Origin of the sequence: Amycolatopsis sp. NPDC059021 (assembly GCF_042739895.1) — a bacterium.
Taxonomy (GTDB): domain Bacteria; phylum Actinomycetota; class Actinomycetes; order Mycobacteriales; family Pseudonocardiaceae; genus Amycolatopsis.
Window position 1 is genome coordinate 47088 of the sequence record NZ_JBHYIQ010000036.1, and the last position, 13699, is coordinate 60786.

General features: G+C 69.4%; 15 protein-coding genes. 10 read left to right on the forward strand and 5 right to left on the reverse strand.

Going from position 1 to position 13699, the window contains the following annotated elements:
- From ACFWX1_RS21940 to ACFWX1_RS21950, 3 genes are all read left to right on the forward strand, one after another.
- Positions 1-199: hypothetical protein (locus ACFWX1_RS21940; RefSeq protein ID WP_378390021.1), on the forward strand; the 199-nt coding region annotated here is incomplete at its 5' end.
- 171 nt (positions 200-370) lie between these two features.
- Positions 371-709, forward strand: a complete 339-nt coding sequence (locus ACFWX1_RS21945) for a PadR family transcriptional regulator (protein ID WP_378390023.1) — start codon at positions 371-373, stop codon at positions 707-709.
- On the forward strand, positions 706-1683 hold the full coding sequence (locus ACFWX1_RS21950; protein ID WP_378390025.1) for a hypothetical protein: 978 nt from the start codon (positions 706-708) through the stop codon (positions 1681-1683). Before ACFWX1_RS21945 ends, ACFWX1_RS21950 begins: the two co-directional genes overlap by 4 nt.
- A 35-nt stretch (positions 1684-1718) precedes the next feature.
- Here ACFWX1_RS21950 and ACFWX1_RS21955 read toward each other — a convergent pair whose 3' ends face one another.
- The gene (locus ACFWX1_RS21955) at positions 1719-3644 is read right to left on the reverse strand and encodes an ABC transporter ATP-binding protein (RefSeq protein WP_378390026.1); all 1926 of its coding nucleotides are present in this window, start codon (positions 3642-3644) and stop codon (positions 1719-1721) included.
- Between the two features lie 10 nt (positions 3645-3654).
- Positions 3655-4137 carry a DUF1579 family protein gene (locus ACFWX1_RS21960; protein ID WP_378390027.1) on the reverse strand — a complete coding sequence of 161 codons (483 nt, stop codon included), beginning with the start codon at positions 4135-4137 and terminating at the stop codon, positions 3655-3657.
- A 46-nt stretch (positions 4138-4183) separates the two neighbouring features.
- Between ACFWX1_RS21960 and ACFWX1_RS21965 the strand changes: the two genes are divergently transcribed.
- Complete coding sequence (locus tag ACFWX1_RS21965; protein WP_378390028.1) at positions 4184-4627, forward strand: MarR family winged helix-turn-helix transcriptional regulator; 444 nt, start codon at positions 4184-4186, stop codon at positions 4625-4627.
- A 12-nt stretch (positions 4628-4639) separates the two neighbouring features.
- On the opposite strand, the gene ACFWX1_RS21970 is transcribed toward ACFWX1_RS21965, so the two are convergent.
- The gene (locus tag ACFWX1_RS21970) at positions 4640-5212 is read right to left on the reverse strand and encodes a TetR/AcrR family transcriptional regulator (protein WP_378390030.1); all 573 of its coding nucleotides are present in this window, start codon (positions 5210-5212) and stop codon (positions 4640-4642) included.
- 114 nt (positions 5213-5326) lie between these two features.
- Between ACFWX1_RS21970 and ACFWX1_RS21975 the strand changes: the two genes are divergently transcribed.
- The 4 genes from ACFWX1_RS21975 (at position 5327) to ACFWX1_RS21990 (ending at position 10566) form a co-directional block, all read left to right on the forward strand.
- Complete coding sequence (locus ACFWX1_RS21975; protein WP_378390031.1) at positions 5327-6568, forward strand: MFS transporter; 1242 nt, start codon at positions 5327-5329, stop codon at positions 6566-6568.
- Between the two features lie 12 nt (positions 6569-6580).
- The gene (locus ACFWX1_RS21980; protein ID WP_378390033.1) at positions 6581-8998 is read left to right on the forward strand and encodes a glycoside hydrolase family 3 C-terminal domain-containing protein; all 2418 of its coding nucleotides are present in this window, start codon (positions 6581-6583) and stop codon (positions 8996-8998) included.
- Between the two features lie 158 nt (positions 8999-9156).
- A complete protein-coding gene (locus ACFWX1_RS21985) occupies positions 9157-10053 on the forward strand; it encodes a GNAT family N-acetyltransferase (RefSeq protein ID WP_378390035.1) in 897 nt (298 codons plus the stop codon).
- 81 nt (positions 10054-10134) lie between these two features.
- A complete protein-coding gene (locus tag ACFWX1_RS21990) occupies positions 10135-10566 on the forward strand; it encodes a hypothetical protein (RefSeq protein WP_378390037.1) in 432 nt (143 codons plus the stop codon).
- A 39-nt stretch (positions 10567-10605) separates the two neighbouring features.
- Here the strand turns inward: ACFWX1_RS21990 and ACFWX1_RS21995 are convergent, their stop codons facing one another.
- Positions 10606-11064, reverse strand: coding sequence for a MarR family winged helix-turn-helix transcriptional regulator (locus ACFWX1_RS21995; RefSeq protein WP_378390039.1), 459 nt, complete (start codon positions 11062-11064; stop codon positions 10606-10608).
- Between the two features lie 94 nt (positions 11065-11158).
- Here ACFWX1_RS21995 and ACFWX1_RS22000 point away from each other — a divergent pair, with 94 nt between their 5' ends.
- Both ACFWX1_RS22000 and ACFWX1_RS22005 read left to right on the forward strand, forming a co-directional pair.
- A complete protein-coding gene (locus tag ACFWX1_RS22000) occupies positions 11159-12298 on the forward strand; it encodes a dipeptidase (protein ID WP_378390041.1) in 1140 nt (379 codons plus the stop codon).
- 48 nt (positions 12299-12346) lie between these two features.
- Complete coding sequence (locus ACFWX1_RS22005; protein ID WP_378390043.1) at positions 12347-12766, forward strand: lipopolysaccharide assembly LapA domain-containing protein; 420 nt, start codon at positions 12347-12349, stop codon at positions 12764-12766.
- An 89-nt stretch (positions 12767-12855) separates the two neighbouring features.
- Here ACFWX1_RS22005 and ACFWX1_RS22010 read toward each other — a convergent pair whose 3' ends face one another.
- Positions 12856-13680, reverse strand: a complete 825-nt coding sequence (locus ACFWX1_RS22010) for a maleylpyruvate isomerase family mycothiol-dependent enzyme (RefSeq protein WP_378390045.1) — start codon at positions 13678-13680, stop codon at positions 12856-12858.
- Positions 13681-13699: the final 19 nt, after the last annotated feature.

Genomic DNA, 13699 nt, shown 5'->3' on the forward strand with positions numbered 1-13699 from the left:
GTGTAGTTTTTTTTTTGTTATGCCTGTTTTTTTTTTTTGTTTTTTGCGTGTTTTTTTTCTATTTTCCGCGCGCACTCCCCCTGTTTTGTTCCTTCACGGCATTGTGGACGCTGCCGAGAATGCGACTCGTGGGGTGAAAGGGACCGCTATGGTTGCTGATGCAGAGAACCTGAACCGTGGTCGCGATCTCCAACGCTGATGGCCTTTTTGTGTCTCGTTGCGTGCAAAGAGGCCCTGCGCGCGCATGCCCGACCGATGGATCCAGGCTCATCTCGGTGACGCTCGTCGGCTGACGCTGTGTTTGAACACTGCCGTGGCGGCAGGGGCCTCCCTGGTCGCCATATTCAGTCTATCGGTATATGCTCCTGACATGACTGACGGTGCTTTGCGGGAGCCGACCTTCCTGGTGCTCACCGCGCTTGCCGCCCAGGCGCAACATGGTTATGGCGTGTTGCGTGATGTCGCGGCGATCTCAGACGGACAGGTCACACTGCGGGCCGGAACCTTGTACGCCGCGCTGGATCGGCTCTCCGCGGAGGGCTGGGTCGAGGTCGATCGTGAGGAAGTGGTGGAGAGCAGGCTGCGCCGCTACTACCGCCTGACCGAAACGGGGGCCGCCCGGCTGGCGGCCGAGGTGCGGCGGAGGCAGAAACACACCAGCGCCGCCGAACAGCGGCTTCGGCTGCGTGGCGCGGGAGGGCTGGCGTGAACGAGCGCGATGGGGGACGTACCGCGCTGGAGCGGCGCTACCGACGTTTGCTGGCCCTGTATCCGCGTGCGCACCGAGCCGCCCATGGTGAGGAAATGCTGGGCGTGCTGCTCGACGGCGCCGCCGGCCGGAGCCGTCCGGGGAGGGCGGAGACCGTGGACCTGGTGTGGGGCGCCGTCCAAGTGCGCTGGCAGCACGCCCTGAGTGGACACCGGGGGCGGGACCGGCGAGACACCCTGGCGATGGTGAGCCTGGTGGCGCCGGTGCTGCTGATGCTCGGGGCTTCCTGGTCACTGCGCGAGATCGTGGGTTTGGCCCGAGCGGACGTGTGGGTGCAGCGGCTTTGGCTCGGAGCGCTCGCCGACGTACTGGTCTTCTCGGCCTGGCCGGCAGCACTTGTGCTCGGCTTGTTCGGCATGCGCCGGGCCTCGGTGGTTCTCGCCTGGTTGGCCACCGCCGCCTTGATCATGGTCGTCGTTGTCGACCTTGGCCTGCACTGGCCGGCGGAGCTGGCAGCGGGCTGGGTGCTGCTCAGTGTGTTCGCCGCGGTCGCGGTGACCGTGTCACCCGGGCCTCGCCGTGGCCGGGACCTGCTGGGCCTGTCACGAATGATCATTCTCGCCGGCACGGCTGCCGTCCTGTTTCTGCTCACGGCGACCCGGCTGGGCACCCACCTCCCCCTCGCCGAGCTGGTGCGGATGGTGGTGCTGGTGATCGGTGTCCTGGCCGCCTGCCGTCCGGGGACGCGAAGCGGCCGTCGCGCGGCGGCGATAGTCCTCACGCCGCTCATCGCGGTACCGGTCACCAGCCGGGTGATCCTGGACTCCGATGCCTACCTGATCTTCGGCAACCCGATTCTGTCCATCATCACCTACAGCGCGCCAGTGGCCATCACGGTGGGATTCGCCGCTCTGCTGCACCGTTTCGACCGGCACCCCCGCCCCGGACCGGACCTCGGCCCGACGGCTCGCTGACGGCGGCGGCCGGGGTGAGGGCCTGCTGACCGGTGTCACGCTGCTTCACCCCGGTACGCGCGGGCCTGGATTTCGTAGAGTTCGTGGTAGAGACCTCCCGCCGCGACGAGTTGATCGTGGGTGCCCTGCTCGACGAGCCTGCCCTTTTCCAGAACCAGGATCCGGTCGGCGGAGCGGATGTTCGCCAGCCGGTGCGTGACCAGGACGGTGGTGCGTTTGCCGCCCCCGGCGGCACTGGCGCGCTGGAGCCCGGCGAAGACCCGTGCTTCGGCACGGGCGTCCAGCGCGGCCGTGGGTTCGTCGGCGACGAGCACGGACGCGTCCCGGTAGATGCCGCGGGCGATGCCCATCCGCTGCCACTGCCCGCCGGAGAGATCCCGGCCGTCGTCGAACTTCTTCGACAGCACGGTTTTCTCCTGATGCGGCAAGGAGGCGATCACCTCGTCGGCGCCGGAGGAGGTGATGGCCTCCTGCCACGCCACCCGGCCCGGATCGACCCTGCCGAGCCTGCCGACCGTGACGTTGTTCTCCGCGGTCATCGGCCATTCCGCGGGCTCCTGCGCGATGACCGCGATGTTCTCGTGCACCGACGCCGGATCCGCCCGCGCGAGATCGACGTCGTCCCAGTGCACCGTGCCCTCCGACGGGGGATACAGACCGGTGAGCAGTTTGCCCAGCGTCGTCTTGCCGGACCCGTTCTCGCCGACCAGGGCGACCACCTCGCCGCGCCGCAGGGTCAGCGAGATGTCCCGTAGGGCGGGGTCTTCCTGGCCGGGGTAGGTGAACGAGACACCGGCCAGCCGGATCTCGGCCGGATCGGCGGGGGCGCGCAGCGTGGACGGTGCCGGTCTGCGCTTGGCGGATTCGGCCATCAACTCGTGGTAGAAGGCGATGTAGAACGAGTCCTCGTACAGTGAGTTGACCGCGCGGATGGTGTTGGACAACGCGTTCGACGCGGTGCGCATCGCCAGCACCGCGGTGCCCGCCAGCGCGAGCTGCATCCCGCCTGCGTAGAGCAGCCAGCCGAGGACGAGGTAGGCGACCGCGGTGCCGATTCCCGCGGCGGCCCGTCCGGTGGTGCGGATCAGATTGCTGCGATGCGCCAGTGCCACCTCCTCCCGCATCAGACTCACCGAAATCCGTTGGTACTCCGCCAAAAGCGGCTCCTGCAGGGTGAGCGCGTGCCGCTCCAGCGCCATGGTGCGCCAGGTCGCCACCTCCTCGACGATCGACTTGCGGATGTGCCTGCCCACGGTGTCGAGGAAATGCCGGTAGTTCAGCTTGGCCACGCGTGCCGACGCCCAGCCGTCGGCGGCCGCGGCCAGCAGCAGCACCGGGGCGAGCCACGGGTTCAGCAGCGCCGCGGTGATCATCGCGGCGAGCAGGGAAATGAGCGAGGACGTCAGATCCGCGAGCCTGCGCAGGCTCGTCTCGATCGCGCGGACCCCGTGCCGGGCGCCCTGTTTGGCCAGCTCCCGGAAATCGGCGTCCTCGAAGGCGAGCAGCCCGACGCGGACCACGGACGCCGTCACCGCGTGGTCCGCGGCGGTGGTGATACGCGGGCGTAACGCCCCCTCGACGGCGGCGACGGCCGCGTCCAGCAGGGCTCGTGCCGCGTAGGAGGCGGTGACCACCGCCAGCGCGGGCAGGGAATGCAGGACGCGCTCCGGGGTCGGGCCCTGCGTCAGCAACGCGGTGAACACGTTGGCCGTGGCGAGCAGGCCGAACGCGGTCACGCAGCCGGACACCACGTGCACGACCGCGGCCAGTACCGTCAGCCGCGGGGCGGTACGCCAGGCCAGGCGCAACACGACCGCGATCGCGGTGGGCAGCGCGCGCACGGCCTGGCCGAACCCGGCGGCGGCCACGCGTTCGTCGACGCGGGCCCACTCGGGCATCTTGACGTGCTCCACCCCGATCAGCGGGGCGGAGCCGCTCGGGGTTTCGGCGGTTCTGCGCACGCCTTCATCTCTACTCCGGGGGTCCGACAATTTCGGCGTCGCGCGTGTATCGGGCACGCAAGAAGGGGCTGAAAGTTTCCGCTTCACCCATTCGGACGTCGATGTCGTGCCGGAGGACGCCGCCGTCCGGGGTCAGCCGGTGCACGGCGGTGCCGCGCGGGGTTTTCTTTTCCAGCACCAGGGTTCCGCCGTCCCAGCCGCCGCGGGCCGGGGCCTCGGGCGGGAAGCCGTAGCTGTCGAAGCCGTACCACAGGGTTTCGCCGGTTTCCGGGTCCGCGGTGAACACGTTGTGCGCCAAGAACTCCGGCCCGCCATCGGCGCGAACCTGCCGGTAGTCCTGGATGACGGCGAACCCGCCGAGTGCGGACCGGTACTCGCACCGCGCGGTCGCACTCGTCGCGGGCGCCCATGGCGAAGCGGCGATTTCCTCGGTGCCGGACCATTTCCCGACGAGTGTCGTGAGCGCGTGGTGCGCGGTGCCGATGCTGGGCATACCGTCTCCTTTCGACAGGTACCTGTCAATATGGGAGACTAGCACCATGCCCCGACGCACCGCACGCGCGCAGACGTTCACCGAAGTGATCAACGAGGTTTTCCTGGTGAACGGCGAACTGCTCGCCGCGGGTGACGCGCTGACCGCGCCGGTCGGGCTGACGGCCGCGCAGTGGCAGGTGCTCGGCTTCCTCGAACACGGCCCGTCGACCGCCGCCGAACTCGCGCGGCGAAGGGGACTGCGTCGGCAGAGCGTCCAGGAGACGGTGAATCGCTTGCTGCGCAACGGAATGCTCGAACGCTCGGAGAATCCCGGCGATGCCAGGGCGCCGCTGTTGCGGCTCACCGACCGGGCGTGGGCGGCGCTGCGGCAGCTCGGGAAGGCGCAGGTTTCCTGGGCTGACGGGGTCGCCGCGCGGGTTCCGCGGGACGACCTGGAGACGACATTACGAACGTTGCGTCAGCTGCGCGACGTACTCCGGGAAGCCTGACAGTGCACTGTGTCAGGGCTTCGTGCCCAGCAGGGTCAGGAAGTCGCGGAAACTCTGCGGCATGTCGACCTCGTCCGGGTCGAGCAGCCACTGCAGCTGTAGCCCGTCCAGTACCGCGATCGCGATCGGCGCGAGCTGTTCCGGGGTGCATCCCGGCGGCAGGAGTTCGCGGTTGCGTTCCAGCAGCCGGGTCATCCCGGCGCGTACCCGCCGGTACCGGTCGTGGAAGTACTGCCGCGCCGGGTGCCCTTCGGTGACGCTGTCCGCGGACAGCACGGTGTAGGTCTGCACGATCCCCGGACGGGTCGCGTTGTAGTCGACGAGGTCGGCGAGCTGGGTGGCGGTCATCGCGGGCGGGGTGGCGGACTGGCCGAAGTTGAGCAGGTCCCATTCGTCCCTGGTCTCGAGCACCGCGGTGAGCAGATCCTCCTTCGTGGGGAAGTAGTGCATCAGGCCCTGCTGGGTGAGCCCGACCCGTTCGGCGACGGCCGCCAGCGACGTGCCGCGATAGCCGCGTTCGGCGATGACCTCGAACGCGGCTCGGATGATGCTCTCGCGGCGATCGGTGCCCCTGGCGCGGCTCATGATTCGAAGCCTACGGGACGGTACTGACAATCACAAATAAGTAACGACACCTACCGATCACCAGGGCTCCCGGTAAGGCTGGTGGAACCAGGCCTCGACGACGAGGAGGCGTCCATGCCCGAATCGACTCCGGCGGCCGGATGGATCCGGCAGCCGCGCGCCTTCGCCGTCAAGCTCGGCCTCGCCAACCTCGGGCTGTTCACCGCGCTCCTCACGCCGGCGCTGATCACTCTCGCCATCCGTATCGGCGAGGTCGCTCCGGAGCGCAAGGAAGCGTCGCTCGGCCTGGTCGCCGCGGTCGGCGCGTTGCTCGCGCTCGTCGCGAATCCGTTGTGTGGCAGGCTTTCCGACCGAACCAGGCTGCGGGCGGGGCGTCGGAGACCGTGGCTCGCGGGCGGCGTCATCGGCGGCGCGGCCGGGCTGGTGATCGTCGCGCTCGTGCCGTCGGTGCCGGCGATCCTCCTCGGGTGGTGCCTCGCGCAGGTCTCGTTCAACGCCGCACTCGCGGCCCTCACCGCGACGATCCCGGACCTCGTGCCGTCCGCGGAACGCGGCCGTGTCTCCGGTGCGATGGGCTTCAGTCAACTCGCCGCGGTGCTGCTCGGCGCCGGTGTCGCCGCCGCGTTCTCCCACGCGATCACGCAACTGCTCGTGCCCACTCTGATCGGCTTGGTGCTGGTCGGCCTTTTCGCGGTGACGTTGCCGGATCGCCCTGCCGCGCCAGGGCTCCCGAGGTTCTCCGTGCGCGAATTCCTCGGCAGTTTCTGGGTGAACCCCGTGCGCCATCCCGATTTCGGCTGGGCATGGCTGACCCGGTTCCTCGTGGTGCTCGGCGCGTTCGCTCCGGTGTCCTATCTCGCCTTCTTCGCGAGCGACCGGATCGGCGTTCCGGAAGAACATGTGGCGGCCACCGTCGGCCTGCTCGCCATGACCGCGGCCGGCGTCGGCGCGGTGACCGCGATCCTGGGTGGCAGGCTGTCCGACCGCACCGGCAGGCGCAAACCGTTCGTCATCGGCGCCGCACTGGTGATGACACTCTCCGGGGTGATCATGGCGAGCGCGCACAGCCTGCCGGTGGTATTCGTGGCACAGGTGGTCGGTGGGCTCGGGACCGGCATGTTCTACGCGGTCGATCTCGCGCTGGTGTCGCAGGTGCTGCCGGGAAAGGACGAAAGCGGCAAGGACCTCGGGGTGATCAACATGGCCAACGCGCTGCCGCAGTCGTTCGGCCCGGCGCTGGTGCCGTTCCTGCTCGCGGTCGGCGGCGGAAGGAACTACACCGCGCTCTACCTCGTCGCGGCCGTGGCCGTGCTGCTCGGCGCGGTGCTCGTGACCAGGATCAAAACCGTCCGCTAGGAAAGGAAATCCATGACGTTCGACGTCGACGCGATGCTCGGGAAGCTCGATCTGGACGCGAAAACGCGGCTGCTCGCCGGGCAGGACGTCTGGACGCTGCCCCCGCTTCCGGAGATCGGGCTGGCGTCGATCGTGATGTCCGACGGGCCGGTCGGGGTGCGCGGCGTGCGCTGGACGCCGGACGATCCGTCGCTCACACTGCCCAGTCCGACGGCGCTCGCGGCGACGTGGGATCCCGAGCTGGCCGAACGCGTCGGCGGTGTGCTGGCGCAGGAAGCCCGCCGCAAGGGCGTCGACGTGCTCCTGGCACCGACGGTCAACCTGCATCGATCGCCGTTGGGCGGGCGGCATTTCGAGTGCTACTCCGAGGATCCGCTGCTGACCGGGCACATCGGCGCCGGGTACGTCGCGGGGGTGCAGGCGGGTGGCGTCGGGACGACGGTGAAACACTTCGTGGCCAACGACTTCGAGACCGAGCGGTTCACCGCCGAGGTGGACGTGGCGGAAAAAACGCTGCGTGAACTCTACCTCGCGCCGTTCGAGTACATTGTGGACAAAGCGCGGCCGTGGGGGATCATGGCCGCCTACAACGGGGTCAACGGATCGACGATGACCGAGCACGGCCGGTTGCTCAACGACGTGCTGCGCGGTGAATGGGGATTCGACGGTTTCGTCGTGTCGGACTGGCTGGCCGCCCGGCACACCGTGAACGCCGCGAAGGGTGGTCTCGACGTCGCGATGCCGGGGCCGAAGACCGTGTTCGGCGCGCGTCTCGCCGAGGCGGTGCGGGCAGGTGACGTCGACGAGCAGACCATCGACGACATGGTGCGCCGCGTTTTGCTGCTCGCTCATCGGGTCGGCGCGCTCAAGGGAACAACGGCACCATTAGTGTCCGAAGTAGACGGTGCGGAATTAGCTCGGGAGGTCGCGCGTCGCTCGTTCGTATTGCTGCGCAACGAGAACGACGTCCTCCCGTTGGACAAGCCGCGCAGTATCGCGGTGCTCGGCGCACTCGCCGACGACCCGAAGATCCTCGGTGGTGGCAGTGCCACGGTCTTTCCCGCCGACGTCGTCTCGCCGCTCGACGGTCTCCGCACGGCGCTGCCGGACGGCGTCGACCTGCGCTACTCGCTCGGTGCCGACCCGCGGACGACGTTGCCGACGGCATCGGACGGCTTCGCGCTGACGGCGATCGCCCGCGACGGCGAAGGCCGCGAACTCGCCACTTTTCCCTTGCCGGAAGGGCGGATTCGCTGGATCGGCGAACTGCCGGGCGAGCTGACCATCGACGCGCTCGGCTCGGTCGAGATCGCCGGAACGCTCACACCGGAGGCATCCGGTGAGCACATCTTCGGCATCACCGGTGCGGGCCTGTTCACCCTGACCGTGGCCGGGAAAACGTTGTTCGACGGGGCCACCGTCCGCGAAGGCGCCGACGTCGTCACCGCGGTCACCCATGTCGAGGAACAGCGGTACACCACGGAACTGACCGCGGGTGAGCGCGTCGACATCCGGCTCGTCTACCGCGTTCCCCCGGCGATGGCCGGCGGGATCGCCTGGATTTCCTTCGAGCTCGGGCATTCCGGCCCGATCGCCGATCCCGGAGCCGCGCTGGAGGCGGCCGTCGCGCTCGCGGCCGACGCGGAGGTCGCGGTGGTGGTCGTCGGTACCACCGCCGACGTCGAGAGCGAGGGCTTCGACCGGAAAACGCTGGCGCTGCCGGGAAAGCAGGACGAACTCGTCACCAGGGTCGCCGCTGTCAACCCGCGCACGGTCGTCGTGGTGAACGCCGGGGCACCGGTCGAAATGCCGTGGCGGAACGACGTCGCGGCGGTGCTGCTCGTCTGGTTCCCCGGACAGGCCGGCGGCGCCGCGCTCGCGGACGTCCTGTTCGGCGCGCACGAGCCGGGCGGCAGGCTGCCGACTACCTGGCCGGAACGGCTCGCGGACTGTCCAGTGTGGAACGTCGAGCCGAAGGACGGCGTACTGCACTACGAGGAAGGTGTGTTCATCGGCTACCGCGCCTGGGAACGGGCGGACGTCGCGCCGGCGTACTGGTTCGGGCACGGCCTCGGCTACACCGGCTGGGAATACACGGCGCTGTCGGTCGAACCGGACGGCGACGGCGGCGCGGACGTGCGGGTCCGGCTCCGCAACACCGGGACGCGGACCGGCCGGGAGGTCGTGCAGATCTACTTGACGCCCGTGGACATCGACGGTGGCCGTCCCGCGCGCTGGCTGGCCGGATTCGCGAATGTCGAAGCAGGGCCGGGTGAAGAGGTCGAAGCGGCCGTGCGTATCGAGTCGCGGTCGGTGTCGATCTGGGACGATAGTTGGCGGCACGTGCCCGGCGAGTACGCCGTCGAGGCCGCGCACTCCTACGCCAACCCGCGGCTGACCACCACCGTGCGGCTCGCGAAAACCGGTTGATCTCCGGGGAAGCGCCGGAATACAGTGCCCCGGCACCCTTGACCAGGAGAAGGAGGTGGGACCGATGATCATCGCAACGATCACGCGCTCCCGTCTCGTGCCGAGGGTGCCGGGGAACTGAACCGGGAGCGCATCGCGTACTTCCCGGAAGGAATCCCATGACCGATCTGGTCATCCGCCCGCTCGTCGCGGGTGAGGAAGCCCTGTTCGACTCGCTGCCCGATCGTGGCCTCGTCGGCCGTGCCGTACTGGGGCAGGCACAGCTGGAAATGACCGGCGGCTACCGTCCGGAGTGGACCTGGGTGGCGTTGCGCGACGGCGTCGTCGTCGCCCGCGCCGCCTGGTGGGCCGCGCCGGAGGACGACGTCCCGATCGCGCTGGACTGGTTCGACTTCACCGATTTCGACGCCGGTGTCGCCTTGCTGCGGGATTCGCCGCTGCGCGCCGAGTACTCCCTGCACGCACCGCCGGGCTGGCGGGAAGATCCGGACGTCGCGGCGGCGGTGAACACGCGGGTCGAGGCGGCCGAGGCGGCGGGGATGTCGGTGCTGGTCGAGCGTTATCGCTATTGCTGGACGCCGGAATGCGGCCTGCCGCCGCGGCCGGGGCGCCTGGAGTTCCGGCCGGAGCCGGACGACGAGGTGATCCTCGGAATCTTCCGGCGGGTGAACGAAAACACCCTCGACGCGCATGCCAGGCGCGCGATCGAAGAGTCCGGTGTGGACGGTGCGGCGCGGGAGGACCTCGACCTCCTGCGCTGGATGCCGAGCCCGCGTGACTGGTGGCGCGTCGCCTGCACGCCGGACGGCGAACTCGTCGGGCTGGCCATTCCGTGTCGTAACCCCAGCAATCCGGTGGTCGGCTACATCGCCGTCGTCCCGGAGCAGCGCGGCCACGGCTATGCCTACGACCTGCTGGTCGAGGTCACGCACGAACTCGTCGGGCACGGCGCCGATCGCGTCGTCGCGGCCACCGATGTCACCAATGTGCCGATGGCCGCGAACTTCGCGAAGGCCGGCTACCCGATCGTCCAGCACCGGATCGACCTGGTCTGAGCCGTCCCGCTCGACAACCGGGTCGGAGAGGGCTTACCCTTCTCTCGCTAGAGCGATCTATCAAGTCGCAAGGGGGTGGCCATGGACGAACTGCGGGAGAAGGGTTTGACCCCGCTGCGGGTCATCCTGGGATTCACGGTGCTGAGCACGACACTCCACTACGCGCACAACGTGATCAGGGCGGCGGACTATCCGCAGGTCCCGGGGATCAGCGTCTTCGTGACGCAGATCCTGGTCGTCCTCGCCTACGTGGTGTTCACCGTGTTCGGTGTGCTCGGCTACCGCGATTACCTGCGCGGACGTTACTGGCGCGCGCTGGGGTTCCTGATGGTCTATTCGCTGTCGGGGCTGGCCAGCGCGGGGCACTTCCTGGTCGGCGTGCCGCAGATCCCGGCGTTCTGGTTCGCGACGATCTTCACCGACACCGCGGCCTCGCTGGCGCTGTGGGCCTTCGTCACCTGGGCCGCGTCGAGGCTGAACCGGGTCCCGACGAGCGCGGTCGCGAGTAGCTGAAGGGGACTTTCCTCGCGTGGCATGCGAGAAAAGTCCCCTTCAGCCCGCGCCGTTGACCGAGCGCAGGGTGCGCATGGCCGAGGCCAGCGTGGCGGCGTCGTCGCCGAGGGGTTCCAGCACGATGCGGCGGAGGATCCCGGCGGCCGCCGTCCGCGCGCGCCGCGCGATGTCGAGGCCGTTGTCGGTGAGCGCGGCGAAGGTGACGCGACGGTCGTCGGGGCTGGGCACGCGGCGGATGAGGTCCGCGGCGGCCATCCGGTCGGCGACCTTCGTGAAACCGCCGCTGGACAGTGCGGCCTCGGTGGCGAGCCGGGTCATCGGCATCCGGTGCTCCGGCGAGCGCAGCAGCCGCAGCAGGATGTCGAAGGACGCGGGCGCGAGGCCGAAGCGCTCGGAGATCTCGCCCATCAGGACGTCCTGTGTGGCGAGATACCCCTCGATCACCAGGCCCCACCAGCTGACGATCTCGTCGTCGTCGGTGTGCGGATCGGGTGTCACGGGTTCACCTTAACCCAGTTCTCTCGCGGGCAAGAGACTTTGTTCCCGCTTTGCTCGCGCGTTCGCCGCGCGGCGTGCCCCATACGATCGGGGAATGACTTCTCGGGACCTCGAGCGCGCGTCGGCGCTGCTGGAATCCACCATCCTGGCCGACGGCCACAACGACCTCCCGTGGGAGCTGCGTGATCTGGCCGGGCCCGATCCGGCCGACGCCGCCCACGGTCTCGACCTCACCATCCGGCAGCCCGCGCTGCACACGGACCTGGTGAAGCTCCGCGAGGGCAAGCTCGGCCTGCAGTTCTGGTCGGTCTACGTGCCGTGCTCGTTCGAAGGCCACAGCGCCGTCACCGCCGTGCTGGAGCAGATCGAGGTCGTCCACCAGCTCGCCGAGCGCTATCCCGAACACCTCGCGCTGGTCACCACCGCGGACGAGGCGGAGGCCGCGTTCGCCGACGGCAAGATCGCCTCGCTGCTCGGCGCCGAGGGCGGGCACAGCATCGCGGAATCCCTTGGCGTGCTTCGGATCCTGCGCCGTCTCGGCGTCCGCTACATGACGCTGACGCACAACTACAACACGTCGTGGGCCGACTCCGGCACGGACGAGCCGGTGCACGACGGCCTGTCCGAGTTCGGCCGCGACGTCGTCCGCGAGATGAACCGCATCGGCATGCTCGTGGACCTCTCGCACGTCGCGCCCAGCACGATGCGGGCCGCCCTCGACGTCAGCGCCGCGCCGGTGATCTTCAGCCACTCCTCGTGCATCGCGGTCAACGACCACCCGCGCAACATTCCGGACGACGTCCTCGAGCGGCTCCCCGGCAACGGCGGCGTCGCGATGGTGACGTTCGTGCCCGGGTTCATCTCGCCCGCCGTGACGGAATGGGACCACCAGCTCAAGGCCGCGATGGCCGAGGCGGGCCAGGACCATCGTGACCTCGCCCAGCGGGGGAAGTTCGCCGCGAGCTGGGACGGGCCGCCGAAGCCGAAGGCGACCGTCGAAGACGTCGTCGCGCACGTCGAGCACGCCCGCGAGGTGGCCGGGATCGACCACATCGGCCTCGGTGGCGACTACGACGGTGTCGCGGAACTGCCACAGGGCCTGGAAGACGTGTCCAAGTACCCGGTGCTGTTCGCCGCGTTGCTCGAGCGCGGCTGGAGTGAGGAGGACTGCGCGAAGCTCGCCGGACGCAACACCCTCCGAGTCCTCCGGGATGTCGATAAATACACCCGTTAGGGGCATACCAGTCGGCGAACTCCCGCAGGTCGGCGGACACTGAGGGATATGACTCACGCCCGTGGCGGAGGTGACGACCCCGCCCGCACCAGCCCGTCCGAGACCCCCGGCGGGCGGCTCCGGGATGTGGAGCCGCCCGCCGCCCTCGAACCCGCCGCCGAGACCCCGGCACGGCCCGCCGGGACCACGCGCCCCGGGAAGCGGCCGGGGAAGTCGGGGAAGCTCAAACCCACCCGGATCAGTGGTACCTGGGTGGCGGTGATCGTCGCGTTGATCGTGCTCGCGCTGCTGCTGATCTTCATCCTGCAGAACCTCGACTCGGCGACCGTGCACTTCTTCGGCGCCTCGGGCAGCATGCCGCTCGCGGTGGCGATGCTGTTTTCCGTGCTCGCCGGCGCCGCGCTGGTCGCGCTGATCGGCGGCGCGCGGATCCTCCAGCTGCGGAAACAGGCCCGCCGACGGCGTTAGAACCGGCGAACTCGCGTACCCAGAGGGTCGGTTCGCGTACCGGGAGGGTCGGTTGGTCAACCGACTGTCCGGGTACGCCGGCCGACTGTTCAGGGACGCGAGCCGACCTCGGGGAATCGGAGTCCGAGCATCGCGGCGCAAACGTTTTCGTCACCCTTGGCGGTGACCTCGGCGTCAGCTGGCCGGAGCATGCCCGTGGACAGCCGCCAGAAGGTGTCGGCGTCGGTGGTGACCGAGGCCAGTGGGGAGCGGGACGTCGGCGCCGCGCGGTCGAGTGTCCAGCCGTCGGCTTCCCGCCGGGCGGTCCAGCGGCCCCCGCTCGCGCCGGTCACCGTGTAGGCGACCTGCCTGCCGGTCCGCGCCTCGACGTCGCGCAGCGCGAACGGCAGCGCGCGCAGGAACGTGTCCACCACCGGGCCGCGGAACTCCGGCGCGTCGAGCAGCGGAACGCCCGCCGCCTCGCGGATCTGCTGCTGATGGGTCCAGAACGCGCTGTACTCCGCGGCGGCGTCGAGCCACCTCGGTGCCGGTTCCGGACCCGCCCAGCTCAGCGATTCGCCGGGCTCGTCGAGGTCGAGCCTGCCCCAGTGGTCGGCGATCTGCGCCGTACTGTCCACGATCAGCGCGAACAGGACCTCCGGCGAAAGCCGCCGGCACGCCGTCACCCACGCCTCGGGTGAGTCACGCGGTTCGAGCGCGCGGTAGCCGTCGCGATCACGGGAAAGCCGTCCGAGCTTGACTCCGAGGATGTGCGCGGCCAGGTCGTGGACCGTCCAGTCACGACACGCCGTCGGTGCCGCCCACTGCTCGGCGTCGAGCCCGGTCAGCACGTCCACGAGCGCTTGTTCCTCGCGGGCGAGCAGGGGCAGGACGGCGATCGGCGGTCCCCAGTACGGCGCGCGCATGGGAGCCATCCAACACCGTCCGCCGGAT